Here is a 26380-nt window from a genome sequence, read left to right on the forward strand (position 1 = left end):
AAAATATGATATTATTATATTAAGACTCATAAAGCGTTTTCCCGGGTTGCACCTGCCATTTGTGTAACGGGAAGGAGCGCCTGGATCATATTGCAAATACAGGGGATAAGGAGAAGGTTATCATGAGTAACAGACAGGAAAAAACAGACGCTATCTTAATTGGTGCCGGAATCATGAGCGCGACTTTAGGAACATTGTTGAAGGAGTTAGCACCGGAATGGGAAATCACAGTGTTTGAGAAACTCGCAAACCCAGGGGAAGAAAGCTCAAACGAATGGAATAATGCGGGTACGGGCCATTCTGCGCTGTGCGAACTCAACTATACACCCGAGAAATCTGACGGATCTGTAGATATTCGCAAGGCTGTAAAAATTAATGAACAGTTTCAGCTTTCAAGACAGTTTTGGTCTTATCTTGTAAACAGCAAGCTGATCAGTAATCCGCGGGACTTTATCAGGCCAATTCCTCATATGAGTTTAGTTCAAGGGGAAAAAAATGTTACTTTTTTAAAAAAACGTTTTAAAGCGCTGTCAAGCCATCCCCTGTTTAAAGGGATGGAATTTTCAGATGACCCGGAAAAACTGAAGGAATGGATTCCGCTTATCATGGAAGGCCGTACATTGAATGAACCGATAGCGGCAACAAAAATCGATTTCGGGACTGATGTCAATTTTGGCGCTTTAACACGCATGTTGTTTGACCACTTAAAGAATACAAACGTCGAGGTCAACTACAAGCACATCGTGAAGGATATTAAGCGTACCCGCGAAGGCTTGTGGGAAGTGAAAGTGCATGATATCAAAAACGGTAAAATCGAATACCACACTGCAAAATTCGTCTTTATCGGTGCTGGGGGCGGAAGTCTGCCTTTACTGCAAAAAACCGGTATTCCTGAATCAAAACATATTGGAGGGTTCCCGGTAAGCGGATTATTTATGGTATGCAAAAATCCGGAAGTTGTAGCGCGGCATCATGCAAAAGTATACGGTAAAGCGAAGGTCGGTGCTCCTCCAATGTCGGTTCCGCATCTTGATACAAGATATATTGATCATAAAAAATCGTTGCTGTTTGGGCCTTTTGCCGGCTTCTCGCCAAAGTTCTTAAAAACAGGTTCAAATTTTGATTTATTAGGTTCTGTAAAACCGAATAATGTTTTCACGATGTTAGCGTCAGGTGCAAAAAACGTCCCATTGATAAAATACCTGATCCAGCAGCTTTTGTTATCAAATGAAAAGCGTCTGGAAACGTTACGGGAGTTTATCCCGAACGCCAAACTTGAGGACTGGGATATCGTGGTAGCCGGCCAACGAGTACAAGTGATCAAAGATACTGAGGCTGGCGGTAAAGGAACACTACAATTTGGTACGGAAGTTGTCACTGCCGCTGATGGATCGGTAGCTGCATTGCTTGGTGCTTCTCCGGGTGCTTCGACTGCTGTTCACGTGATGCTTGAGGTAATCGAAAAATGTTTCCCGCAACATATGAAAGCGTGGGAACCGAAAATAAAAGAAATGATTCCTTCTTATGGCGTGTCACTGGCGGAAAATCCGGAGCTTCTTCAAGAAATTCGTACTACGACAGCACAGACGCTTGGCCTGAGCGAAAAAGAACCGGTTTATCATTAATGCTTTGGATGCGGAACAAAGGGACTGAACGAAAAAGTTAAACAATTTTTCTTCAATGGACAATTGTTTCTACTTAAAGAATTGGAATAGAACATCATTGAAAATAAAACATAGAACCATTGATCAATCTTTGGATTGAAGGTTCTTTTTTCAATATTCGCAGTTAGAGAGGCTTCCGGAATCATATAATAAATGTAATGGCGAATGGATTTACTCTCTGCAGCTTATTCTTAAGTCAGTGTACAAAGCCCAAGCAATGACATTGACGAAAGTATCATTTCGATAGTATGTTTGGCCTGTTTTTTCAATAAATTAAAAAATGTTTTGGCTTTTCCGTAAAATTGTTTAAAGTAAATAGGGCTTGCTGAACGAATCAGATGCAAGCCAAAATTCGGTTATCAAAAGACAAAATAGTGTTTTGTAAAAACTTCAAAAAAAGAACTCTGAGCTTTCGCTCCAGGTTCATGATGAGAAATTGGAGAGCTACAACTGTTTCACTTGTCTCCTGAAGGCGTGCTCGAATAAGGTCCAGCCCGTATTTACGCTTGCCTTCACCAAATTTGCCTTCAACGGCATTACATTCAGAAAAGGTGCCCCCTTTCTTGGTTTTTTAGTTTTGGTTAAACTCAATTATACCAAAGAATGGGGCCCTTTTTTTATTTTAAATTACACTTTTACTTTCGTAATTGGGATCATATTTCTTTTTTACCCTTGCTGCAATCACCATGGCGGCTGTTCCTGTGTGAGACAAATCCGATAAAATCAATTGGAATATATTGATTTTTATATTCAGATTCAGTAAAATAAAGATGTTGCTAAAATAATGAATATTTCTTATCAAGAGTGGTGGAGGGACTGGCCCAATGAAACCCGACAACCAGCATTTTTAAATGTATGGTGTTAATTCCAGCAGATATCCATCTGTAAAGATAAGAAAACAACAACATACTCGAAAAGAGTAAAGTCGTTTTCTTATGCGGGAAACGGCCTTTTTTGTGTCTGCTGGATGGGAAAAGAAAGGAGGGAGGTGAAATTCGGAATATTCGACAAAGCAACATTTTTATCTCTACATATCTGGTTTGTTGAGTGCATGAGCACGGATTCCACCTAGTGTCTGCATTTTGCAGTCCAGGCTGTTCAACTGCTATATGGGATTTTGCCAAAAGGAGGGATGAGATGGACTGGACCGTTATACAGCAAAGCATGCCTATATTTATTAAGGGATTCTGGCTGACTTTGCGGCTTTCGTTTTTCGGCATTCTTGGTGCGGCCGTTGCAGGCTTGTTGTGCAGTTTTGTTCAGTATTTTAAGGTTCCGGTATTGCGGCAGATCGTTTCGGCTTATGTAGAATTGTCGCGGAACACGCCATTATTGATTCAGTTATTTTTCCTTTATTACGGTCTGCCGCAGGTCGGGATAAAATTTCCCGCTGAAATCTGCGGGATTATCGGCCTTATTTTTCTGGGGGGCAGTTATATGGCTGAAGGGTTTTCCGGCGGACTGAACGGCGTGCCGAAAACACAGGTTGAGTCAGGGCTCGCGATTGGGCTGAACCAGTTTCAGCTGGCACGCTATATCGTTTTTCCCCAGGGATTGATGCTCAGCGTCCCTGCGTTTGCCGCAAACGTCATTTTTTTAATCAAGGAAACTTCCATTTTTACAGTCCTTGCCATTCCGGAATTGACCAATACGGCACTTGACTTAATCGGTATGTACTACCACACAAACGAGTACTTGTCATTGCTCGTGCTGGCGTATGCTGTCATTTTAATTCCGCTGTCCATCATACTGACATGGTTAGAAAAGAAGGTGCGTTATGGGACATTCGGGAATTAATATCTTCTTTGAAGGAGCCAACTTTATACGGTTATTGGGCGGATTATATGTCTCGGCTAAAATTGCCCTTTTGGCCATTCTCTTTGGCGGTGTGCTTGGCATTGTTTTAGGGGTCTTGCGGACATTGCATAATCCGCTGCTGAGGATGATTCTGCGGCTGTATTTGGAATTTTTCCGCATTGTGCCGACCATTGTACTGCTGTTTTTGTTTTATTATATTCTGCCGCAAAGCTTTAACATTAATTTCAAGGCAGATACGGTCGGGACACTCGTATTCAGTTTATGGATGGCTGCTGAAATGAGCGATATCGTCCGCGGTGCGTTGATTTCCGTTCCCCGGCACCAAGTTGAAGCCGGAAAAGCAATCGGTTTAAATCCATTTCAGCTCTACCGGTACATCCTTCTGCCGCAATCGGTCCACTTGATGATTCCGGCTACCATTAATCTAATGACCAGAATTATTAAAACGACCTCCCTGCTGCTGTTGATCAGCGTGGTGGATGTCATCAATGTCGGGCAGCAGATTATTGAAGCCAACAGCCACCGTTATCAGGACGGCGCTTTCTGGGTTTACGGTTTTATTTTTATTTTATATTTTATTTTATGCTATCCGCTTTCCCGTCTGGCAAGGCGATTAGAGAGGAGGGGCAAGGTAGGAGCAAATGGCTGAACCTTTACTGAAAGTAGAACATTTACAGAAATCTTACGGCAATAAACGCGTGCTGGAGGACATCAGTTTTGAAGTCGATGAAGGCAGCGTCGTCGTCCTTTTGGGTCCGTCCGGGTCGGGAAAAAGCACATTGATCCGATGCTTAAACGGGCTTGAAGTATTTCAATCCGGATCGATTGTTTTCAACGGGGAAACCGTTCAGTCGTCGCAGAAAAACTGGCGCCGGCTGCGGCAGCAGATCGGGATGGTTTTCCAAAGCTATGATTTATTTCCGAATATGACGGTGATGGAAAATATCCTCCTTGGCCCGATGAAGGTCCAAAAGCGGAAGAAAGACGAAGCCGCTCGGCAGGCATTAAGCCTGTTGAAAGAAGTTGGGATGGAACAGTATGCAGAGGCTTATCCGCGCGAATTGTCCGGCGGGCAGAAACAGCGGGTGGCGATTGTCCGCGCGCTTGAACTGAATCCGAGACTGATGCTCTTTGATGAGGTCACCGCATCGCTTGACCCGGAGATGGTCCGCGGCGTTCTCGAAATCATTCTACGTTTAGCCAAAGAAAATATGACGATGATCGTCGTCACGCATGAAATGAATTTTGCCCGGCAAATTGGTGATAAAATCCTGTTTCTTGAGGACGGAAAAATTCTCGAGCAAACACCGGGCAGCCAATTTTTTGCCAGACCGCAGACAGACCGGGCGAAAAAATTCCTGGAAAGCATGGATTTCTAGAATATTTGTATCTCAGCTAGGAGGTAAGATTATGAAAAAGCATCGTTCATTGGTATCAGGTTTAATCTCATCTTTTGTACTGATATTGGTATTGGCGCTTGCAGGCTGCGGCAACAGTTCAGGCAGTTCATCAAGCAGCAACCCGTCCAGTGTATCCGCCATTAAGAAAAACGGCACGATTAAGATTGCCGTTTTCGGTGATCTTCCGCCTTACGGATGGGTGGATAAAAACGGGAACCGGACCGGTTATGATGTAGCACTGGCCCGGCAAATTGCCAAAGATTTAAACGTGAAAGTGAAATTTGTGCAAGTGAATGCCAACAACCGCGTTGATGCATTGAAATCCAACAAAGTCGATCTTGTATTGGCCAATTTCACCGTAACGCCTGAACGGAAGCAGGTTGTGGACTTCGCCAATCCGTACATGAAAGTCTCTATTGGCGTTGTTTCGCCTAAGAAAAATCCGATTACCAATGTGAACCAATTGAAAGGCAAATCTTTGATTGTAAACAAAGGGACAACGGCGGAAAACTATTTTACCAGCAAATATAAAGATATCTCTTTGCAAAAATATGATTCAAAAACAGAGCAGTTCAATGCGCTGAAAAATGGCCGGGCAGCGGCATTGGCGGATGATAACTCTTATCTGTATGCTTGGGTGAAAAATCATCCGGACTATACGGTCGGGATTAAAACGCTTGGGCCGAACCAGTATATTGCCCCTGCGGTGAAGAAAGGAAATCAATCGCTTCTGAAATGGGTCAATAAGGAAATTACGAAATTAAACCATAATGGCTTCTTTAAAAAGGATTACAACGAGAATTTGAAACCGTATTTCGGCAGCGACATCACAGCAGAAGATATTATTATCACAAAATAAGAAAAAACGGGCGTATGATTCATGCGCCCGTTTTTTCCTGCTTAGCGACACGGGAAAGGATAAACTGCTGCTTGTACCATTCGCGGGTCTTGGCGTCTGGATATACATAAGTTTTATGGACATACGGGGAAGTCATGGCCGTCAGCACTGCCCCGTAGTTCATGTAAAACCTTACTTCATCCCCCGGTTTAAGGATGGCATCTTTTGTATCGAGGATGATATGGTCGCTGCTGGATCCGAGGATTTCAAACGGTTGGACAGGGGTAAGGCCCGGCACGAGCACATCATGCCGCCCTGCCCCAACAATCGTCCTCCGCCTGTTTCCCCTGTCTTGGAAGGAAACCCGTTCCCCAAACGCATTTTTTCCAATCATCCCGTATGGCACGGATGGTTTGATTTTGGATTCAATGACTTCTGCAACGAAACAAAACGCATCCTGGTATAAAGACGGGATGGCACGCCCACCTGATGTTTCCCGGCCCAGTAAAATCGATTCCCCGAGCCGGATGTTATTGACGGCGCCGGCATCTTTCGTTTTCATCACCCAGTTGTAGTTGGCGGAATTGCCTCCGGAAACATAAGGAAGTTTGAGGGAAAACAGCTCCTGCATGGCACGCACAAAGCGGGAAAACTCCCTCATTTTTTGTTCTGTCGGCAGCACGCCTCCAAAGCAGGCGAAGTTTGTGCCGATCCCTGCTATTTCGATATCGGGATATTTCAGCACTTCGTGGATCATGGCAGGGGCATCTTTTAATAAAATGCCTTCCCTCAAATCCCCCATTTCCACCATTAAAATGATTTTGTGCTTTTTCTTCTGCCTTGCCGCTTCTGCCGACAACGCCCGGATGACATCGAGTTCCGTATTCATGCTGGTGTCTGCGTATTGAACGGTTTTTTCCACTTCACTGATGCCGGGGGAGCGCAATAAGATCAGGTCCGCTTTGATGCCGGCTCTTTTCAATTTTATGATATTGGCAATTTTTGAGTCTGCCAGGCTCGTAATGCCGCATTCCACCAAAGCAGCGGCAATCTTCAAGTCGGCAGCAACCCCTTTTACAACGCCTGTAACATCGATTCCTTTCCTTCCGTATATTTTTTTTAATGTTTTTGCATTGTGTTTGATTTTTTCAAGATTGATTTCTACCCGCGGCAAAAGCACCATCAGGAAACCACTGCCTTCTTCAGGGAAGGGAAGAAATCGATAATGGCATCAATCATTTTATCCGTGCCGGTTTTTAACACATCGGAAACAGGAAGATGGTATGTTTCTTCATATTCACGGATCGTCTCTTCCAGTTCGCCGTCTGTCATGCTTTCATGGTTCAGAGTAATCCCGATGACTTTTGTTTTTCCAAAGTGTTCAATCAAGCTGATTTCATCTTCTACTTTCGGCACTTCAGCAAACGGGAAATCTGACAAAATTTTCCTTTTTGGGGCATGCTGCAAAATAACAGCTTGCGGCCTTGCACCTTTTAAAATGCCGACCGAGCTCGCATATGCGGGGTGGCTGAGCGCCCCCTGCCCTTCCACAATGATGATGTCCGGATGCTCGTTTTTATTGGCTCTTAGGACTTCACGCTCCAACTCGCCAATCAAAAACTGCAGCGGAAAAGCATCCATGGCGAAGCCGTATTGGGCCCCCTGGATCAAGCCGGTTTGGCCGGTTGCAATAAAGGCCGGTTTATAGCCTTTTTCTCTGAATCCCCTTTCAAGGAATTTCGCGGTAGTCCGCTTGCCGCAGGCGCCGTCTGTGCCCAGCACCGCAACAACAGGCGTATTGATGTTTAATATTTCACCCGTAAACAAGGTCCACTCTTTTTTCGGCCTCGGTTTGCGGATGTCCCGGATGGTTACCCCGCATTCCCGTGCGCAGGCCATCATTTCTTCATCATCCGTCAAAAATTCCTGAAGCGGGTTGATGATGTTTAATCCGGCTTTCATTGCCTCGATAATGACTTCTCTTTCTTCCGGTTTCAAAAAGGCGTTTGTCGGCGCAATGCCGAAAATGAAATCATCCGGTGTTTGTCCTGAATGGAGAAGTGCATCTTCCAGGTCTTTGCAAATCGGGATGCTGTTAAACTTGTTGTCGAGATATCGCCCGGCATCCTGCCCCTGTTTGCTGCTGTCAATGACGGCGGTAATGATATAATTGCCGGGTTCGCGGATCAGCCCGTTCGCTGTTTTTCCGTCTGTTGTGCCAAATTGATTTTCGCAATAAACAATTGCCCGTTTTTTCATTGCCATCCCTCCATATATTGAAATTCAGGCAACATAAAAAAGAACACCTAATGGCTTCAAATAGTAAAAATACTAAAGAAGATAGCTGTTCGAAAGTGATATTATATGGGCAGGCCTGCAAAACCAGGAGACGATGATGGAAGCTTGCAAATATAATTATAATTACGATTACTTAAGTTGGGAAGCAAGATGCTCTTAAGGAGCAGGCCTGCGTGATTTTTCATTTAAAAAAAGAACCGGACCTCATTCCGAAGCCCGATTCTCTTATTAACGGATTAAGCCAACCGCATTTTAAAATCTTCGTACCCGAATTCGCGGACGACCTTGCAGTCCCCGTTCCGGTCCCGGATGGCGATGGCCGGGAGCGGCATGCCGTTAAATGTCGTGTTTTTCACCATCGTATAGATGGCCATGTCGCCAAATACAAGCCGGTCGCCTTCTTTTAACGGCCGGTCGAAAGAATAATCCCCGATCGTGTCGCCGGTGAGGCAGGTCTGGCCGCCGAGACGGTACGTATACGGTTTTTCCCCTGGTTCCCCGGACCCGAACAGCGGCGGGCGGTACGGCATTTCGAGCACATCCGGCATATGGCAGGAAGCGGATGTGTCGAGAATGGCAATATCCATGCCGTTTTTCACCGTATCGAGCACTGTCGTGACGAGATAGCCGGCATTCAAGGCAACGGCTTCGCCAGGTTCGAGATATACTTCCAAGCCGTATTGGTCCTGCATCCGTTGAATGCATTTTTCCAGCAAAGGGATATCGTAATCTTCCCTTGTAATATGGTGGCCGCCGCCGAAATTGATCCATTCCATTTGCGGGAGCCACTCGCCGAACTTTTGTTCAACAGCATTCAAAGTTGTTTCCAAATCATCCGCGTTTTGCTGGCAGAGGGTGTGGAAATGCAGCCCGGAAACGCCGTCCAGCAATTCGGGACGGAAATGTTCTTTTGTCACGCCGAAGCGGGATCCCGGGGAACACGGGTCATAAATGGCGTGGCCGACCTGGGTGGAACATTCCGGATTGATGCGCAGGCCGATCTTTTTGCCGGCTTTCAGCACTTTATCCTTAAATTTCTCGAGCTGCGAGAAGGAATTAAAAATAATATGGTCACAGATCGAGATAATTTCATCGATTTCATCATCACGGTAGGCAGCCGAAAAAACATGGTTTTCTTTACCCATTTCCTCATAGCCGAGGCGGGCTTCATACAGGCCACTTGCCGTTGTGCCGCTTAAGTACTTCCCAATGAGCGGATACAGCGTATACATCGAAAAAGCTTTCTGGGCCAAGACAATTTTGCATCCGGTCCGTTTCATGACGCCATTTAAAATTTTCAGGTTGTTTTCAAGTTTCTTTTCATCAATGACATAGCACGGGGTTGGCAGTTGTTCGATCTTCATCAGTCCACAAGCTCCGGATCAAAGCTTTCTTTCCACGGCAGGCCCCATTTGTTCAGGGCTTCCATGAACGGGTCCGGATCAAACTCTTCGATGTTGTAGACGCCTTTGTAATCCCATGTGCCGGTCATCAGCATCATTGCGCCGATCATTGCCGGAACGCCGGTCGTATAAGAAACCGCCTGCGAACCCACTTCTTTGTAGCAGGCTTCGTGGTCGCACACATTGTACAAATAGTATGTTTTGTCTTTGCCATCTTTTTTTCCGCGGAAGATGCAGCCGATATTCGTTTTGCCTTTTGTGCGCGGGCCGAGTGAAGCGGGATCCGGCAGCACAGCTTTTAAGAACTGGAGCGGCACGATTTGTTTGCCTTCGAATTCAATCGGTTCAATGGAAGTCATGCCGACATTTTCGAGGCATTTCAGGTGCGTCAGGTAGCTCTCGCTGAATGTCATGAAGAAACGGATCCGCTTGATGCCCGGGATGTTCAGCGCGAGGGATTCAATTTCTTCATGGTGCAACAAATACATATCCCGCTCGCCGATTTCAGGGAAGTTGTAAACGCGCTTGATTTCCATCGGCTTCGTTTCGACCCACTTGCCGTTTTCCCAGTAGCTGCCGTTTGCAGAAACTTCGCGGATGTTGATTTCCGGATTGAAGTTTGTTGCGAACGGGTAGCCATGGTCTCCGGCATTGCAGTCCAAAATATCAATATACTCAATTTCATCGAAATGGTGTTTCAACGCATAGGCGGAAAAAACGCCGGTCACGCCCGGGTCAAAGCCGCTCCCCAAAAGTGCGGTAATGCCGGCTTCTTTAAAGCGTTCGCGGTAAGCCCACTGCCATTTGTATTCAAACTTTGCCGTATCCTCGGGTTCGTAGTTGGCTGTATCGAGATAGTTTGTTTTTGTGGCGAGGCAAGCTTCCATGATGGTTAAATCCTGGTATGGCAACGCCAAGTTCATGACAACATCCGGTTTTTCTTTTTCAATTAGAGCAATCAGCTCTTCCACATGATTGGCATCCACTTGCGCCGTGGTGACTTTCGTTTTGCCGCCGTCCAGTTTTACTTTTAACGCATCACATTTCGATTTTGTCCGGCTTGCAATGCAGATTTCTTCAAATACTTCGCTGTTTTGGCAACATTTATAGGCAGCTACCGAGGCCACGCCGCCGCAACCGATAATCAATGCTTTTCCCATTCTCTTATCTCCTTCAAAATAGATTTTAAACTTGTGGCATGCCGGAAAAAGGCAAACAAAAAAGCAAGTGCAGATCGCGGGCCCGCGCACAACACTTGCTTCATAAAAATCATCATATTAAAAAAGCATACGAATATCCGGGATAAACGGATATCCATCTGCCATAAAAGTCCTGGGACATTATGGAAGAAAGCTTTTTAATATTCAAATCGGATCAGAGTCTATATAGCAAATAATTACTTTTACCACTCTTATTGATCGTTTCACAAGTTGATGTGCACACGCACCGGTTGTAAAGTAACCAACTTATAAAATTTGAGCTTCCAACTCAATCAATAAGGCAACCAAAAGTTGCCGATTCGGCATTTGACCCGGCTGTCCGTATGGCCTTAACTTCCTTGGTCAAAATTATCTGCTTGGAAAGACTCTTGACGTTGAATATTCGCTTTCCAAATCATACTCTTCTATCCTATCAGCATGCAGGCAAAATAGCAAGGAGAAATTTTTTCAGTATGTGTCAAGTTTTTCTCGACATCGTTTAAAAATCAGTGATGTCCAGCCACTCTTTTTGTACGCTTTTGGCTACCGCACTTTGCTTGCTTCCCTGGATAAGGGCAATCCAAAAAGCCTTTAAACCGGGAATATGGGCACCTCTTTTTGATGATCGCGAAATTTACTCGCTTTCCGCAAGCGTCGCGAGCCTCCTCGCTCGTCCCTCAAGCACACTGGGTCTCTTCTTGCTCGCTTTTCCCGCAGGAGTCTCAGAAATTAGCGATCATTATATATCCTCAGCTTTTTATAGGATGTTGGAATTGCCCCTTATCCAGGTGAAGATATGACAACCTAAAAATCTTGCTTAAATTCCCTATTGCCGATGAAGTGCTTGTATACAGGCTGATCGATCCCTATTTTTCCCTCGAAAAATATTTTACACATACGGCATAAAATATGGTGCCCCTCGGCATGGGGATCACGGTTTCGGGCTTCTGCGTGATGTCGCCAATATGAATGATTTGCTGGCGGCGGACGGCCACAATATGTAAAAGAAACAGCCAATGTTTTGTTGGCCGGCCGCCGACTATTTATTTTCTTCCTCGATCCATACGGAAACGCTGCCCCCGTTGGCCGGGAACCTGGCAAAGCCTTCTTCTTCGATCGTAATTTTCTCCTTCCTTGCACCTGTTACATCCACCCAAATTTCCCCGGCGCGTTCTTTTCCGACAAACATTCTTTTTTCCCCGCCGTTACCGTTTGAAATGACAACAGCACAGCCTGAATGCGGCAGTTCCGAAACGCCGCGGCGCACCCAACCAATCGTATTTGGGTGGTCAAAATAGTCATCCTGTTCGCCGTAAACTTTTTCCAGGCGCACATATAATAGCGGCGCAATAGCATCTTTCTTGCCCGGAATCGGATGGTCTCCGTCGATTCCGTAAAAGTCCCCGTAAAATACACACGGGTAGCCGTCTTTCCGGAGAAGAATCAGGGAATAAGCACTCTGCTTAAACCAGTCTTCCACCCATGATTCAAGGGATTCGCTCGGCTGCGAATCATGGTTGTCGACAAAAGTGACGGCATTCAGCGGGTGTGTTTGGACGAGTGTTTCATCGAAAATGGTTGTTAAGTCAAAATCCCTTCCCTTAATGGAAGCATCGCGCAATTTATAATGCAGCGCGACATCGAACAGGTCGATTTTAAATTCTACATGGTCCAAATATTTTTGGCATGCTTCCAGCTGCGGGTTCCAAAACTCGCCGACAAAATAAAAATTTTTCCCGCGGTGCGCCATTAATTCGGAGGCAAAATCGCGGATAAAATCAAAATTGATATGTTTAATGGCATCGAGCCGGTAACCGTCGCAGCTGGTCGTATCGGCAAGCCATTTGCCCCATTCAATCATTTCCCTTTTGACGTCCGGATGGTTGTAGTCAATATCGGCGTACATCAAGTAATCGAAATTTCCGAATTGGCTGTCCACATTCTCGTTCCAATGCTTATTTTCGCCGACAATGCGGAAAATGCCATTCCGCCCGGTCCGCTGGTCATAATCCACGCCGCTGAAATGGTTGAAATTCCATTTGAAAGAAGAATACTGGCCGTGCCGGTTTTCGAAATTGAATTTCGTCCATCCTTCTATTTCAAACGGTTCTGAGATCTCTTTATTCCGGTCCATTGGGTCGACTTCCACTACCTGAAAAGCTTAGGTTTCATCCGCCCCCGCTTTGTGGTTCATGACCACGTCGATATAGACGCAAATTTCATGCTCGTGGCATGCCCGGATGGCCTCATGCAGTTCCTGTTTGGTTCCGTACTTCGTTCTGACCGTGCCTTTCTGGTCGAATTCACCGAGGTCATAATGGTCATAGACGCCATAGCCGTTGTCTTCGGCTGACTGCCCTTTTGTGACAGGCGGAAGCCACACGGAATCAATCCCGCCCGCTTTTAATTCGGGTGCCAGCTCTTTCAGGCGGTTCCAATGTTTTCCGTCCGCTTTCGTGTTCCATTCAAAAAACTGCATGATCGTATGATTCCGTTCCAAAAGAATTCCCCTTCCGAAAGAAAGAATAGATTGATGATGGGCTTAGTATAATTTTTTATAAAAAATATTCAATAAATTAAGATTTTAATGGCAAAAAAGTCCCGGATCAAAGCTGTTAATTAAATTAGGGTACTATTCCCGGTTTTACCCCGGGAAATCATCTTTTAAAAAGACACAAAAACCCGTTAAAGAACGGGCCTGGTCATTTACGCGGCGATTCTCCCGAAAAATCCTTGCCAAAATACGGTTATAATACGGTTTGCAGCCGTTTCGGCAGAAGGGAACAGGCGGGATCCGTCGGCCTGTTTATGGTTTCCGGTTTTAATGAGGGCGAGATAGGCATAGGCGGCAAACGTTTTACAACCTTATTGTTAATACGGAAGGAAAAGATGCGGATGTAAAAGGAGCGTTGGAAAAGCTTTTGTTTGTTGACGAGGTGACAGGTCCGGAATACGGGAAGAATAAACATTATGAGTTTTATGAAGTTTCCTTGAAGCAAAATCCATATGACAAAAAATCGATTGAATCGATTCCGAAGATCAAAAAACAGGCAGTAAAGGCTTTGCAAGATGCGGGCGTGGCAGGAACCAGCCATCTTTGGATCGGCGGGGTGACGTCTTCCCTTTATGATACGGCCAACACGACGGAAAGGGATATGAAAATATTATGCCGTTTGTCATTTTGATCATTGCGGCGCTTGTATTTGCGTTCGCTTGTCGCCATGGTGTACTTGATTGTGACGGTGTTCTTGTCTTATGTTTCCGCTTTGGGTGCCGGCTGGCTCCTCATCCATTACGGTTTGGGCATTCCGGCCATCCAGGATTTGATTCCGTTCTATGCCTTTGTCTTTCTTGTCGGGTTTGGGGAAGATTACGATATCTTTATGATTTCAAGCATTTGGAAAAATAAACAGCGGCTGCCGCACAAGCGTGCAATTGTGCTCGGTGTGACGGAAACAGGCGCTGTCATTACATCAGCAGGGCTCATTCTTGCCGGCACGTTTGCGGTGTTGACCGTCCTTCCGATCCAGATTTTATTGCAATTCGGGATTGTCACCGCCATCGGTGTCCTGCTGGATACGTTTGTCGTCCGCCCGCTCCTGGTGCCGGCGATTACAACGGTGCTCTGCCGCTATGCGTTCTGGCCGGGGAAATTGTTTGAAAAAGAAGAAGAACCGTTAAAAAGCACAGAATAACTGCTGACCCCTTCTATGTATGATTCGCAGGCGTTCGGAGATACTTCTCCATAAAGACGCCATTCATAGAAGGGGATTTTTACTGTGAAATATCATCAAACGTTTAAACAGGCTGTCCGCCATCAGCAGGAAAAGCAGGCAAGAAAGGGGAAAGGGCGCGGACTTCCATGGTGGCAGCTTTCCCTGATTGGCATCGGCTCCATTATCGGTGCGGGGTTTTTCCTCGGCACTGGGCTGTCGATCCGCCTTGCCGGTCCGTCCATTTTAATCGGCTATTTGTTTGCCGGGGTAACGGCGTATTTTGTGTTCAGCGCGCTCGCAGAAATGACGGTTAATGACCCTCAGCCGGGCTCGTTCCGGACATACGCGAAAAAAGCATTCGGCAGTCCGTACGGTTTTGTCATCGGCTGGATGTACTGGCTGTCCGGCATTCTGATCATGTCGAGCGAAATTGTCGCCCTTTCCACTTTTACGCAATTTTGGTTTCCGCATACCCCGCTTTGGATTTTTACGATTGTATTTGCCCTCCTTGGCTTTGGCATCAATTTGATGGGCATGCAAAATTTCGGGAAAATTGAATCGCTGTTTGCGATGATTAAATTATCGACATTGGTCGTTTTCATTGTTTTCGGCGTGCTGTTTTTACTGGGCGCCATCCATCCGTCGGCGGGCAATACGGTCAGGTCGCCGGGGAACTTTCAGCTTTTTCCGAACGGCATCACAGGGCTGTGGTCTGCGCTGATTTTTATCTTTTTTTCCTTCGGCGGTATGGAAGTGGTCGGTGTGGCATCCGCTGAGCTGAAAAATCAAAAAGATATTCCGAAAACCGGATACGGCCTTTTGATCACGCTTGTCGCCATATATGTGCTATCTTTGCTGTTTGTCGTGCTGATGGCAGGTTGGCGGGCGGTCAATGCTTCGGAAAGCCCGTTTGTGACGGCATTATCGGCTTTCCATATTCCTTATCTCGATTCCATATTCAACGTGATTATTATCAGTGCTGCGTTTTCCACAATGGTCGGCGCGCTGTTTTCCATTACACAGATTTTAGTGGCGCTCGCCGATGACGGGGACGCGCCGAAAAAGCTGGAAGAGAAAAATAAAAGAGGGGTGGCCATTTATGCTTTGCTGCTGACGGCTGCAGGGCTTGCGGTTTCCGTACTGTTTTCCTTCCTACTGCCAAAAACACTGTATGAATATGTCACGACCGCGGCAGGTGTACTCTTGATTTTAAACTGGGTCAATATTTTGGCTTCCCATATTAAATTGCATCCGACGTATGCGCGGAAACAGGGAACGTATAAGGTATTTGGTTATCCCTTCACTTCCTTTGCCGGGATCGCCTTTATATTGGCGGTGATTTCAGGCGGGCTTCTGCACAGAAACGAAAGGATCGGCCTGCTCGTCAGTTTCGGCCTGATGTTTGCCATTTTCCTGTGCAGCAAATGGATGCGCCGCAGAAACCGCGCAGCAACGCCCCGCCCGGAACCGGATGGGCCTGTTTTTGAATAGGATGAAAAGGATTAATATTGAAACCCGATTTCAAGCTTTTTGTACGATTGATCCCGGGTAATGGAACCGGTATGTCGGAAAGCAACCAGACGGCTGCCGTCTACGAAGCGGAAACGAGCCTGTATATAGAAATCGTGATGGTTTTGGCCATCGTCGTGATTGTCGCTGCTTCCCTCGGCCGGCATTTTTCACATCCGCACAGAAAGCTTCTCCCGTGATTAGATCGGCTTGTATTGGTACACTAAAAGATGAACTTTTAAAATGGGAGGAATCACAATGGCAGTACAACAGCTCCACACAGTGGAAGAACTGGAACAATTTGTTCAGGGAAGCGGCAAGCGCCTGCTTTTTAAGCACAGTACAAGATGCCCGATCAGCGCAAAAGCCCACGAAGAATCTCGGATTTGTAAAAGAAACGGATATCCCGGCGGCCGAGGTGTTGGTCATTGAAGACCGGCCTGTTTCCAATCACATTGCGGAAACGTTCGGCATCCGGCACGAGTCCCCACAAATTTTTCTCCTTGAAAACGGGGAAGTGCGCTGGAATGAGGACCATGCGAAAATTACACGCGAAGCCATCCAACAAGCCGTACAGTAAAAGGGGGTTTACATGCCCGGCAAAATTTTTTAAAATAGGAACAAAACAACTACCCGATCGGGAGAGGTTCATAGCTCAACCCTCTATAAAAAACTATGGATAAATGGAATGTACCGCCATGTCCATAAAGGATATGGCTTTTTTTCATCTTATTCGGAAAATAAGGGTTCGGGATCTCTCCTGGAAAAAATGGCGGGGAACATTTTTTCGAGGAGGTTTTTTATGGCTGGAAGAAAGCAAGAAGAAGGATTGAAGGATTTAACGCTGCTGGGGAACCAGAAAACAAAATACCCTACGGACTATGATCCGGGTGTATTGGAGGCGGTCAATAACCTGCATGCAGACCGTGATTATTTTGTGAAATTTAACTGCCCGGAATTTACGAGTTTATGCCCGCTTACCGGCCAGCCGGATTTTGCAACGATCTATGTTTCCTATATCCCGGACAAAAAAATCGTTGAAAGCAAATCTTTAAAATTGTATTTGTTCAGTTTCCGAAACCACGGCGATTTTCACGAAGACTGCGTGAATATCATTATGGACGATCTTATCAAGCTGCTTGATCCCCGATATATCGAAGTCTGGGGGAAATTTACACCGCGCGGCGGGATTTCAATCGATCCTTGGTGCAATTACGGGAAACCGGGAACAAAATACGAAGAAATGGCCCATTACCGCTTGATGAACCATGACATGTATCCCGAAAAAGTGGATAACCGGTAAGGGGGGACAAGGATGAATGCTTATTTGAACGGGATATTTGTCGGGCTCTTGATTTTATCGAACATCGTATCCGTTAAGCTTTTCCATATCGGTGATGCGATTGTGCTGCCGGCCGCCGCCGTTATTTATATTTTTACTTATCCGCTTGTTGATGTGACTGTGGAAGTTTACGGGAAAAAAGCAGGCAGGGCGACGGTCCAGGCCGGGTTTATTACACAGATTTTGGCGATGATTTTTATTCTGATCACGATCCATCTGCCTGCAGCGCCTGCATTCGGGCACCAGGATGCGTTTGAAACGATTTTAAGCGGCAGTTTCCGTGTCATTCTTGCCAGCCTCGTTTCCTATATCATCAGCCAAAACCTGGATGTGTTCGTCTTCAATAAATTGAAGAAAAAGCACGGCAGAAAAAAGCTGTGGCTGCGCAACAATGCTTCTACAATGCTGAGCCAATTGATTGATACATCCATTTTTATTACCATTGCTTTTTACGGAACGGTGCCGGTCCGGGTACTCGGGACGCTGATTTTTACCCAATATATATTTAAATTTGCGGCTTCCATTGTGATGACACCGGTCGTTTATTTGCTTGTCGGCATGATACGCAAAGCCAAGAAAGATAGTGATCCACAGGTTGGCCGGGAAGTGCTTGAAAAAATTTAATGTTTCGCCCCGCTCGATTGGCGGGGTTTTACAATTTTGTGAATTGGGAGCGGTTTCCTTTGTGTGTTGATCGGCCCGGAGTAAAATAAAATTGCGGCATTTTTTAATCCCGAAACAGAAAGGAAGTCTTCTTCATGAGCATGGTTTTACATGATATGAAACATGCAGTAGATGAACAGTACAAGCTTTATATCGGCGGCAAATGGGTTGAAGGGACAAGCGGGAGGAAAATCACAAGTTACAATCCGGGCAATGGCGAAAAACTGTCGGAGTTTGTCGATGCAAGCCATGCAGATGTGGATGCTGCTGTTGAAGCGGCAACGGAAGCTTTGCAATCCTGGAAAAAGACTAGCATTCTTGAAAGAAGCCAAATGCTGTTGAAAATAGCGGATTTGATCGATGAAAATGCGGAACATCTCGCTTTGGTCGAAACGCTCGATAACGGCAAGCCTTTAAGGGAAACAAAAGGGATTGACATTCCTTTAAGCGCCGACCATTTTCGCTATTTTGCCGGCGTGATTCGCTCGGAAGAAGGAACGGCAAAAGCATTGGATGAAGAAACGATCACGATCAACTTGAAAGAGCCGATCGGCGTTGTCGGGCAGATTGTCCCTTGGAACTTCCCGCTTTTGATGGCAGCGTGGAAAATTGCGCCGGCGATTGCGGTGGGTAACACGGTTGTCATCCATCCGTCATCCTCCACATCGCTCAGCCTTTTGGAACTGGCAAAGCTTTTGGATCAAGTGCTGCCGGCCGGGGTTGTGAATGTCGTTACAGGCAGAGGGTCGGATTCCGGGAATTATATGCTGGAACACCCGGGCTTCAGCAAATTGGCGTTTACCGGTTCAACAGAAGTCGGCTACACAGTGGCAAAAGCGGCTGCTGATAAATTAATCCCGGCAACTTTGGAACTGGGCGGCAAATCGGCCAATATTATTTTTGATGATGCACCATGGGAACAAGCACTTGAAGGGGCACAACTCGGCATTTTGTTCAACCAGGGCCAGGTCTGCTGCGCCGGGTCGCGGATTTTTGTGCAGGAAGGCATTTATGATAAGTTCCTGGCTGCTTTAAAAGAAGCTTTCGAAAAAATCAAAGTCGGCCTGCCGTGGGAAGACGGTGTGCAAATGGGCGCGCAAATTAACGAACGGCAGCTTGAAAAAATATTGGAATATGTGGAAATCGGCCAAAAAGAAGGCGCCCGGCTTGTAACGGGCGGACGCAGATTGACGGAAAACGGCCTGGATCAAGGCTTCTTTATGGCGCCGACCATACTGGCGGATGCCACAAATGATATGCGGATTGCACAGAAAGAAATTTTCGGCCCTGTCGCAACCGTCATTAAATTTAAGACTGAGGAAGAAGTCATCCGCATGGCGAATGATTCGGAATACGGCCTTGGCGGCGCGGTCTGGACGGCCAATTTCAACCGCGCTATGAGGGTAGCGCGCTGCGTCGAAACCGGGCGCATGTGGATCAATACGTATAACCAACTGCCTGCCGGCGCCCCGTTCGGCGGCTATAAAAAATCCGGTATCGGCCGTGAAACGTATAAGAGCATTTTGGATGCCTACACGCAAACGAAAAACATATTCATCAATTTGAAAGAGTCTCCATACGGATTATATTAAAAAGCAAGAAAACCCGTTGGGAAATTCATTTTCCTCAACGGGTTTTCTTCGTTTCAGACTATGTTTTTGCAGTGGGGCTTGGCTTCTCCCTCGTTTTTTTTCGAATTGCCGATTTCAGGTCGTTTTTCGCTGATTTAAATGATGTTACCGCCGATTTCTCGGGGAAGTCCGCTGATTCTTCTGCCGCTGATTCAGAAAAAAGGAAGTCCTTTTGATCATTGAGAAATTCACTCGCTTTGGAGCCCCGCCTGATCCGCTTTTCCTGCAGGAGTCCCGTAAATTTTGCCATTCCACGGTTTACCGACTTTTAGGATATTACAGCTTTTCGACAACGCGGATGCCGGATTCCCCTGCAATCAGCGCTTTATTGGCTACACCGACGAACAAAGAGGTGTCCACGACGCCCGCGATATGATTCAAATCATGGTCAAGCTGCTTAATGTTTTGAACATTCGAAAACCGGACATCCATGAGTAGGTGTCCGTAATCCGATACGGTAATACCGTCTTTTGCATTGCTTCGCCTCAAACAAGGTTCCCCGCCGAGCACGCGGACTTCCTTTTCAACATACGAAAGCGCATCTTCTAAAATCTCAAGGCAGACTGGGTGCTTAAAAGCCAGCGTTTCTGCAAATTTGCTTTCGTCTGCGAGCAATATGTATGTGTCTGCCATGGTACCGATTAATTTTTCTTTCGTATGGATGCCGCCGCCGCTTTTTAAGGCATGGAGCTGTGCATCCACTTCGTCGCACCCGTCAAAAGCAATAGCAATGCGGTCCACCGAAAAAGTCGGGATAACATGCAGCCCCTTTTCCAGGCAGCGCATTTTTGTTTGGAAAGAAGGCGTAACAACTCTGACATCGAGTTTTTCTATCCGAATCAAATCAATCAGGTGTGAAATGGTGCTGCCACCACCAAGGCCTATTACTGTGTTGTTTTGAATATAACCCAAAGCTGCTTTGGCACAGTTTTTTTTCATTTCTGCTCCATCCATGGAATCCGTCCTCCTTTAACCGATTGTAATGATACCATTTTCGGCTTTTTCCTGCAGGCTGTTGATAATCTGGACGCCCGAACTTGTGCCGATCCGCTCGGCCCCGGCTTCAATCATGGCCAGGAAAGTTTCGGCATCCCGTATCCCGCCGGCTGCTTTTACTTTTATTTCATCCCCGACGATTTCTTTCATCAGCCGGACGTCGTCTATGTTTGCCCCGCCTGTGCCGAATCCGGTTGATGTTTTAATAAAGTCCGGTTTTACCTTTTTAGCGATCCGAGCGAGCATTTCAATTTCATGTTTTTCCAAGTAGCAATTTTCAAAAATGACCTTCGAGATGACGCCTTCCTGCTTGCAAATGCCGACAATGGTTTCCATCTCTTTTTCGATGTAGCGGTAATTTTTGTTTTTCAGTTCAGAGAGATTGACGACATAGTCGATTTCATCCGCGCCGTCTTCAATCGCATCAGATGTTTCAAAAGCTTTCGTTTCTATTGTCGTTTGCCCGAGCGGAAACGAAATGGCCGCCCCGACATGGATATCCGTGCCTTGCAAAAATGTTTTGCAGAGGGCGGTTTGGACGGAGTTGATGGCGACCATTTTAAAATGGTACTGGCGCGCTTCATCACAAAGTTTTTTCATCGTCGTTCCGTCTGCGTACGGTTTTAAATTCGTATGGTCAATCATTTGGGCCAGCTGGTCAATCGTGTAGACCGTCATTTTTTTCATTCCTTTCTTTGGAAATGTCTATTTTTATCATAACGTAAACGGGGCGTGCCGGTTTTGTCTATTTTGTGGTATCAGGAGAAAAAATGCAACCGCTTTAAAAATGTGTACTAATATTTATTAAATATTGACTAATACAGTTTTGTGTATTTAAGTTAATTTGTTTATTTTTAAGTGCAAAAACCTTGTTTTTACTATGATTATAGGTTTAATATATAAATGTGAACTTTTTGTGACCATTATAGTACAGTTTGTATTCATACTATAACAGTTTGTGCGGACATGTCCGGAAAATTGTTTAATTTTGCATCCGGGAGGAAAACTAACGGGAAAGAAGGGATTTGAAAAAGCTTTTGGTGCACAAATGAAGGAAAGGAAATTTTTAGTCAGCTGTTTGGGGATTTTCTAGAACATTACGACAGAAGGGGATAAAACATGGCAAAAACAATTGCAGATTTGCTGATTGATTCATTATTAAATGCAGGTGTGAAAAGAATTTACGGGATTGTTGGGGATTCGCTGAACGCGGTGCTCGACTCAGTAAGGCGTTCGGGCCGGATCGAGTGGATTGGTGTGCGCCACGAAGAAGTTGCAGCTTTTGCGGCCGGCGCTGATTCTTTGCTCAATAACAGCATTGCGGTTTGCGCAGGTAGCAGCGGCCCGGGAAACCTTCATTTGATCAACGGCCTTTATGATTGCAACCGGTCGCGCATTCCGGTGCTGGCGATTGCTGCCCATATTCCGAGCAGCGAAATCGGGAGCGAATATTTCCAACAAACGCGCCCTGAACTGATTTTCAAAGACTGTGCCCATTTTGTTGAAACTGTACAGCGCCCGGAACAAATGCCGCTGATGGTCAATATGGCAATGCAGCAGGCAATTGCAAAACAAGGTGTTTCGGTACTCGTTCTTCCTGGCGATGTTGCCGGTTTGGACGACAATGCGGCTGTTCCTGAAGTTCCGGTCCATGTGGCAAAACCGGTTGTCAGGCCGTCGGATGAAGATCTCAATCGACTGGCTGCCTATTTAAATGAAGGCAAAAAAGTTACGCTGCTTTGCGGTGCAGGCTGTGCAGGCGCCCATGACCAAATCATGGAACTGTGCAACAAGCTGAAATCTCCGATGGTTGTAGCTTTGCGCGGAAAAGAATTTTTGGAATATGATAATCCTTACTACGCCGGTTTGACAGGCTTGATCGGGTATTCTTCCGGCTATGACGCGATGATGGAATGCGATACGCTTCTTATGCTTGGAACGGACTTCCCGTACCGCCAATTCTATCCGAAAAATGCGAAAGTCCTGCAGGTGGATATCCGTTCTGAACATTTAGGCCGCCGTACCCCGCTTACACTCGGGGTTGTCGGGGATGTAAAAGACACTGTTGAAGCTTTACTCCCATTGATTGAAGAAAAGAATAACAGCAAGCACCTGGATAAACATGTCAAAGCCTACCAGAAAGTAAGGGAAGGTCTTGATGAGCTTGCAGTGGGCAAACCAGGGCGCAAACCGATCCACCCGCAATATTTAACAAAACTTGTAAGTGATTTGGCGGACGAGGATGCTGTGTTCACCTGCGATGTCGGCACGCCGACTTTATGGGCAGCGCGTTATTTGCAGATGAACGGTAAACGGCGTTTGCTCGGTTCGTTTAACCACGGGACGATGGCCAATGCGCTTCCGCAGGCGATCGGTGCGGCCATTGCGCAGCCGGGCCGGCAGGTTGTTGCGCTTTGCGGCGACGGCGGATTATCCATGTTAATGGGTGACCTTTTAACACTCCGCCAGCATAAATTGCCGGTTAAAGCGGTTGTATTTAACAACACGGCATTAAGCTTCGTTGAACTGGAAATGAAAGCAGCCGGTTATCCGGAAACCGGAACAGGCCTTGACAGCCCGAACTTCGCAGCCATTGCCGAAGCGATGGAAATGAAAGGGATCCGTGTGGAAGACCCGGCTGATCTTGAAGGGGCGTTGCGCGAAGCATTTGAACATGACGGTCCTGCCATTATTGACGTTGCCGTAAACCGCCAGGAATTGTCCTTGCCGCCGAAAATTACGTATGAACAGGCGCACGGCTTTACGCTCTGGATGCTGAAAGCCGTCTTAAACGGCCGCGGTAATGAGCTGATTGAATTGGCGAAAACGAATTTGATCCGATAAGCATCAGAAAAAGGCCCGGTATCCGAAATGGAGCCGGGCTTTTGTCATGTTTCTAACGGAGATATTTTTCTTTCAGCACTTTTATGTGATGAAGCTCATGCCCTGCGATGACATAAGCGATCCCCCGCACGGTCATCTCCGCTTCATTGGCGGTTCCTTTCCGCATCCAGGCATTTCCATCCAGCCCTTTGAGCAGATGCAAAGTGGCTTGCCGGACAGCTGCGAAGTGATCAATCAAATCAGCAAATGGCTGTTCGTCAAATGCTGCATTGGCCACATAAAGATCCTGGTCAAATCCCGGGAGTGACACGGTTTCCCCGCGGGCAATGCTGAGCAGCCGGTAAGCCATGATACGTTCTGTATCTGCCATATGCCCCACTACTTGCTTCATGCTCCATTTTCCCGGTGCATAACGGTATGAGGCCTGTTCTTCTGATATTTTTTTCAATAAGCTAACAGTATTATGGATTTGTGTTTCTAAAATTTCAGTAATGGCTCCATCAGGTACAAGGCTTACATATGCTGCATAGTAAGCCGCATACTCGGTTGGATCCGGCCGGTTTGGCATTGCTCCTCATCCTTTCTTCATAACGGAATGGTACAATTATAATATAATTTCCGTGAATATTGGCAAAAGCTGAACTTTTAATTACAAAAATAGGCGCCTCATTCCTAAGATGAATAAAGCACCCTGTAGCCTTGTTTAATGCCCGCGATGTTTTTCTTTTGCTTTTTTCTTTTTTATTTCTCTTTTGAGCTTCTTCTTTTTTTCTTTTTTCTCCCGATAAATCCTCTTCTTCTCTTGTTTTCTTTTTTCGTACTCCATTTGAATAGCCTGTTGCGCGTAGGTAGAGACGCCTTTAGTTTTCATTTCCTTCGAAACTTGGCGCGCAAGGCGTTTTGGATTGACCTTCCTTTTGTAGCTTCCTTCCAATGCTACGCTTTGTGTAAGCTTTTGAATGAAATCAGCTAAATGATTATGGACAAAATCAAGAATCTCCTCGTCTTTTGGCTCATTGCCAAACACGAACCGGCCGGCCTTTAAGTGATTTTCACCTTCAACGAATTCAATCACGCCCACCCAAAACGGTTCTTCGTAAAAAACAACAGTTAACTTCATATAAATCCCCCTCTTAAATAAAGAAGGAACGATGGACATCCCGAGGGGGGGAAGGTTACTGGCATTTCATTAATGCGTTTGGACTACCAACCAAACTGTGTTTTTACGTTCCTCAGCTATTATATCAAGATTTCAAAACGAACCAAATAGATGCCAGTAAAAATTTTTATAATTGGGACTTTTTTGCCGGGAGTATTCCCTCAACCGGTCCGGGCAAACAGCCAGCACCATAGCTGACAGCATTCCGGAAACCAGGGCATTTTTTAGTTGATGGTAAAACATGAAAGGGTAATAAAAACTTAAGGGATGTCCCCTGGTCAGATACTGACTTTCGAGACATCCCCGTGTGTTCATTCATTTGCCAATTTAAAGATATTCAGCAGCTTAAAGAAGAGGCTTAAGATGATGGCGACGACGGTTGCGAGGCCCATTCCGCTTAAAGAGGCAGTACCGATATTGATTGTTGCGCCGCTTAAGCCAACAGCCAAAACAACACAGGTCAAAATTAGATTTTGCGATTTTCCGTAGTCCACTTTTTGTTCCACGAGCATCCGCAAACCGCTTGCCGCAATGACACCGAACAACAGCAGGGAAATACCGCCCATCACCGGCTGCGGAATCGACGAAATCAGCGCCGCGAGTTTCCCGCAGAAGGAAAGGATAATGGCAATCACCGCAGCTCCGCCGATTACCCATGTCGAATATACGCGCGTAATGGCGAGCACCCCGATATTTTCACCGTAAGTCGTATTTGGCGTCGCGCCGACAAAACTGGAGATGATGGTGGAAATCCCGTTCCCCATCAATGACCGGTCAAGGCCCGGCTCTTTTGTCAAATCCTTTTTGACAATATTGCCCGTCACGATTAAATGACCGATATGTTCCGGAATGATGACGAGCGCCGCCGGAATAATGATCATAATGTCGGACCAGTTGAATTGAATCGGGTAGTAAGTCGGCAAAGAAATCCAGGCCGCTTTATGGACGGCCGAGAGATCAACGATGCCGAACGCCAAAGAAATCAGGTAGCCGCATATAATGCCGATTAGGATCGGGATGATTTTTAAAAAACCGCGTAGTGTAACCCAGCAGACGACCGTTATCGCCAGCGTCAATAGCGAAACGGTAATCGTCTGCGGATCCGGGCTCCAGTTTTTTACGGATGCATCAGAATTAACAAGACCCGCCATCTGTGCTGCAGTCGGGACAAGCTGAAGCCCGATAACGGCCACGATCGCGCCCATTGCGGCAGGCGGGAAGACAACATCGAGCCAGGCGGTTCCGGCCAGCTTAATAATGAGTGCAACAAGCACAAGGATAATGCCGACAAACAGGAAGCCGCCCAATGCATAGCTGTAGCCGTGGATGCCCGAATATTTTGCCAGTACTGCGAAAACCGGTGAAATGAAAGCAAAGCTGGACCCGAGATAAGCCGGGATTTTCCCTTTTGTAATGAAGATATAAAGCAGCGTCCCGATTCCGTTCATTAATAAAATAGTCGCAGGATCGACTTTAAACAATACAGGGACGAGGACCGTTGAACCGAACATCGCAAACAAATGCTGGAAACTCAGCGGCAGGCTTTTGAGAAACGGCAGTTTTTGGTCGACTTGAATTTCGTGCTGTTCCATGTTTTTCTCCCCTCATGTAATATGAAAATTTTAAGATACGAATTTCCGGAAAAGCCTTTTGTTTCTTTTTTGATGAATGCCCTTTTTGCATAAATAAAGCACCTTGCCCAAAGTAAGGCAAGGTGCAGGCATGCACACATTTATCCGGAACCTTGCCAGCCTCACGGGACTGTTTTTAAAGGTAAATATTCATCTTTTCTTAGCTATTATGGCAGTTTCACAGGGGTTTGTCAATTCTTTTTTAAACAGGGTATGTGTCAAGTTTTTCTCGACACTGTTTAAATATCGGGTACACTTTCGGCTACCGC

The 26380-nt window shown here is 46.1% G+C and carries 21 protein-coding genes, 4 pseudogenes and 2 riboswitches; of the genes and pseudogenes, 13 read left to right on the forward strand and 12 right to left on the reverse strand.

Annotated elements, in window-relative coordinates:
- Window positions 1–122: 122 nt before the first annotated feature.
- On the forward strand, window positions 123–1625 hold the full coding sequence (locus BpJC4_RS09005; protein ID WP_151681222.1) for a malate:quinone oxidoreductase: 1503 nt from the start codon (window positions 123–125) through the stop codon (window positions 1623–1625).
- Window positions 1626–1998: 373 nt separating this feature from the next.
- On the opposite strand, the pseudogene BpJC4_RS09010 reads toward BpJC4_RS09005, so the two are convergent.
- Window positions 1999–2208 (reverse strand): annotated as a pseudogene (locus BpJC4_RS09010) (transposase); the annotation flags it as partial.
- Between the two features lie 248 nt (window positions 2209–2456).
- Window positions 2457–2561, forward strand: a riboswitch (SAM riboswitch).
- Window positions 2562–2801: 240 nt separating this feature from the next.
- Here BpJC4_RS09010 and BpJC4_RS09015 point away from each other — a divergent pair.
- From BpJC4_RS09015 to BpJC4_RS09030, 4 genes are read left to right on the forward strand one after another with little or no spacing between them, the layout of a single operon-like run.
- Window positions 2802–3461, forward strand: coding sequence for an amino acid ABC transporter permease (locus BpJC4_RS09015; RefSeq protein WP_151681221.1), 660 nt, complete (start codon window positions 2802–2804; stop codon window positions 3459–3461).
- Window positions 3442–4131 (forward strand): amino acid ABC transporter permease, encoded by a 690-nt coding sequence (locus tag BpJC4_RS09020; RefSeq protein WP_151681220.1) that lies wholly within the window; start codon window positions 3442–3444, stop codon window positions 4129–4131. The genes BpJC4_RS09015 and BpJC4_RS09020 overlap by 20 nt, the downstream gene beginning before the upstream one ends.
- The gene (locus tag BpJC4_RS09025; RefSeq protein WP_151681219.1) at window positions 4124–4861 is read left to right on the forward strand and encodes an amino acid ABC transporter ATP-binding protein; all 738 of its coding nucleotides are present in this window, start codon (window positions 4124–4126) and stop codon (window positions 4859–4861) included. The genes BpJC4_RS09020 and BpJC4_RS09025 overlap by 8 nt, the downstream gene beginning before the upstream one ends.
- Before the next feature lie 31 nt (window positions 4862–4892).
- The gene (locus BpJC4_RS09030; protein ID WP_151681218.1) at window positions 4893–5741 is read left to right on the forward strand and encodes a cysteine ABC transporter substrate-binding protein; all 849 of its coding nucleotides are present in this window, start codon (window positions 4893–4895) and stop codon (window positions 5739–5741) included.
- 19 nt (window positions 5742–5760) lie between these two features.
- Here BpJC4_RS09030 and BpJC4_RS09035 read toward each other — a convergent pair whose 3' ends face one another.
- The 5 genes and pseudogenes from BpJC4_RS09035 to BpJC4_RS09055 form a co-directional block, all read right to left on the reverse strand.
- Entirely contained in the window at window positions 5761–6903 is a 1143-nt protein-coding gene (locus tag BpJC4_RS09035; RefSeq protein ID WP_151681217.1) for an alanine/ornithine racemase family PLP-dependent enzyme, read from the reverse strand.
- A complete protein-coding gene (locus BpJC4_RS09040; RefSeq protein WP_151681216.1) occupies window positions 6903–7979 on the reverse strand; it encodes an N-acetyltransferase DgcN family protein in 1077 nt (358 codons plus the stop codon). Before BpJC4_RS09040 ends, BpJC4_RS09035 begins: the two co-directional genes overlap by 1 nt.
- 275 nt (window positions 7980–8254) lie before the next feature.
- A complete protein-coding gene (gene nspC / locus BpJC4_RS09045; protein WP_151681215.1) occupies window positions 8255–9382 on the reverse strand; it encodes a carboxynorspermidine decarboxylase in 1128 nt (375 codons plus the stop codon).
- Entirely contained in the window at window positions 9382–10581 is a 1200-nt protein-coding gene (locus tag BpJC4_RS09050; RefSeq protein WP_151681214.1) for a saccharopine dehydrogenase family protein, read from the reverse strand. Before BpJC4_RS09050 ends, nspC begins: the two co-directional genes overlap by 1 nt.
- Before the next feature lie 1078 nt (window positions 10582–11659).
- A pseudogene (locus tag BpJC4_RS09055) lies at window positions 11660–13120 on the reverse strand (alpha-amylase).
- 364 nt (window positions 13121–13484) lie between these two features.
- Here BpJC4_RS09055 and BpJC4_RS09060 point away from each other — a divergent pair.
- The 7 genes and pseudogenes from BpJC4_RS09060 to BpJC4_RS09090 form a co-directional block, all read left to right on the forward strand.
- Window positions 13485–14315: pseudogene (locus BpJC4_RS09060) on the forward strand (MMPL family transporter); the annotation flags it as partial.
- 84 nt (window positions 14316–14399) lie between these two features.
- Entirely contained in the window at window positions 14400–15827 is a 1428-nt protein-coding gene (locus BpJC4_RS09065) for an amino acid permease (RefSeq protein WP_151681213.1), read from the forward strand.
- 17 nt (window positions 15828–15844) lie between these two features.
- Window positions 15845–16045: a hypothetical protein gene (locus BpJC4_RS09070; RefSeq protein WP_151681212.1), complete on the forward strand. Its 201-nt coding sequence runs from the start codon at window positions 15845–15847 to the stop codon at window positions 16043–16045.
- A 58-nt stretch (window positions 16046–16103) separates the two neighbouring features.
- Window positions 16104–16425 (forward strand): annotated as a pseudogene (ytxJ, locus tag BpJC4_RS09075) (bacillithiol system redox-active protein YtxJ).
- A 57-nt stretch (window positions 16426–16482) separates the two neighbouring features.
- Window positions 16483–16528: riboswitch (PreQ1 riboswitch) on the forward strand.
- Window positions 16529–16647: 119 nt separating this feature from the next.
- On the forward strand, window positions 16648–17148 hold the full coding sequence (queF, locus tag BpJC4_RS09080; RefSeq protein WP_151681210.1) for a preQ(1) synthase: 501 nt from the start codon (window positions 16648–16650) through the stop codon (window positions 17146–17148).
- Window positions 17149–17160: 12 nt separating this feature from the next.
- On the forward strand, window positions 17161–17811 hold the full coding sequence (locus tag BpJC4_RS09085; RefSeq protein ID WP_151681209.1) for a queuosine precursor transporter: 651 nt from the start codon (window positions 17161–17163) through the stop codon (window positions 17809–17811).
- Window positions 17812–17945: 134 nt separating this feature from the next.
- The gene (locus BpJC4_RS09090) at window positions 17946–19442 is read left to right on the forward strand and encodes an aldehyde dehydrogenase family protein (protein ID WP_172967475.1); all 1497 of its coding nucleotides are present in this window, start codon (window positions 17946–17948) and stop codon (window positions 19440–19442) included.
- Between the two features lie 58 nt (window positions 19443–19500).
- Here BpJC4_RS09090 and BpJC4_RS09095 read toward each other — a convergent pair whose 3' ends face one another.
- From BpJC4_RS09095 to deoC, 3 genes are read right to left on the reverse strand one after another with little or no spacing between them, the layout of a single operon-like run.
- Window positions 19501–19731, reverse strand: coding sequence for a hypothetical protein (locus BpJC4_RS09095; RefSeq protein ID WP_151681208.1), 231 nt, complete (start codon window positions 19729–19731; stop codon window positions 19501–19503).
- A 26-nt stretch (window positions 19732–19757) separates the two neighbouring features.
- The gene (gene rpiA, locus BpJC4_RS09100) at window positions 19758–20435 is read right to left on the reverse strand and encodes a ribose 5-phosphate isomerase A (protein WP_151681207.1); all 678 of its coding nucleotides are present in this window, start codon (window positions 20433–20435) and stop codon (window positions 19758–19760) included.
- Between the two features lie 15 nt (window positions 20436–20450).
- Window positions 20451–21155, reverse strand: coding sequence for a deoxyribose-phosphate aldolase (gene deoC, locus BpJC4_RS09105; RefSeq protein WP_172967476.1), 705 nt, complete (start codon window positions 21153–21155; stop codon window positions 20451–20453).
- Window positions 21156–21596: 441 nt separating this feature from the next.
- On the opposite strand from deoC, the gene poxB reads away from it, so the two are divergent.
- Window positions 21597–23321, forward strand: a complete 1725-nt coding sequence (gene poxB / locus BpJC4_RS09110) for a ubiquinone-dependent pyruvate dehydrogenase (protein ID WP_151681205.1) — start codon at window positions 21597–21599, stop codon at window positions 23319–23321.
- A gap of 52 nt (window positions 23322–23373) precedes the next feature.
- Here poxB and BpJC4_RS09115 read toward each other — a convergent pair whose 3' ends face one another.
- The 3 genes from BpJC4_RS09115 to uraA all read right to left on the reverse strand — a co-directional run bounded on the left by BpJC4_RS09115 (window position 23374) and on the right by uraA (window position 26072).
- The gene (locus BpJC4_RS09115; RefSeq protein ID WP_151681204.1) at window positions 23374–23889 is read right to left on the reverse strand and encodes a DinB family protein; all 516 of its coding nucleotides are present in this window, start codon (window positions 23887–23889) and stop codon (window positions 23374–23376) included.
- A gap of 135 nt (window positions 23890–24024) precedes the next feature.
- Entirely contained in the window at window positions 24025–24441 is a 417-nt protein-coding gene (locus tag BpJC4_RS09120; RefSeq protein WP_151681203.1) for a YjdF family protein, read from the reverse strand.
- Window positions 24442–24791: 350 nt separating this feature from the next.
- A complete protein-coding gene (gene uraA, locus BpJC4_RS09125; RefSeq protein ID WP_151681202.1) occupies window positions 24792–26072 on the reverse strand; it encodes a uracil permease in 1281 nt (426 codons plus the stop codon).
- Window positions 26073–26380: the final 308 nt, after the last annotated feature.

The organism is Weizmannia acidilactici (genome assembly GCF_008974185.1).
In the GTDB taxonomy this organism is placed as follows: domain Bacteria; phylum Bacillota; class Bacilli; order Bacillales; family Bacillaceae_C; genus Weizmannia; species Weizmannia acidilactici.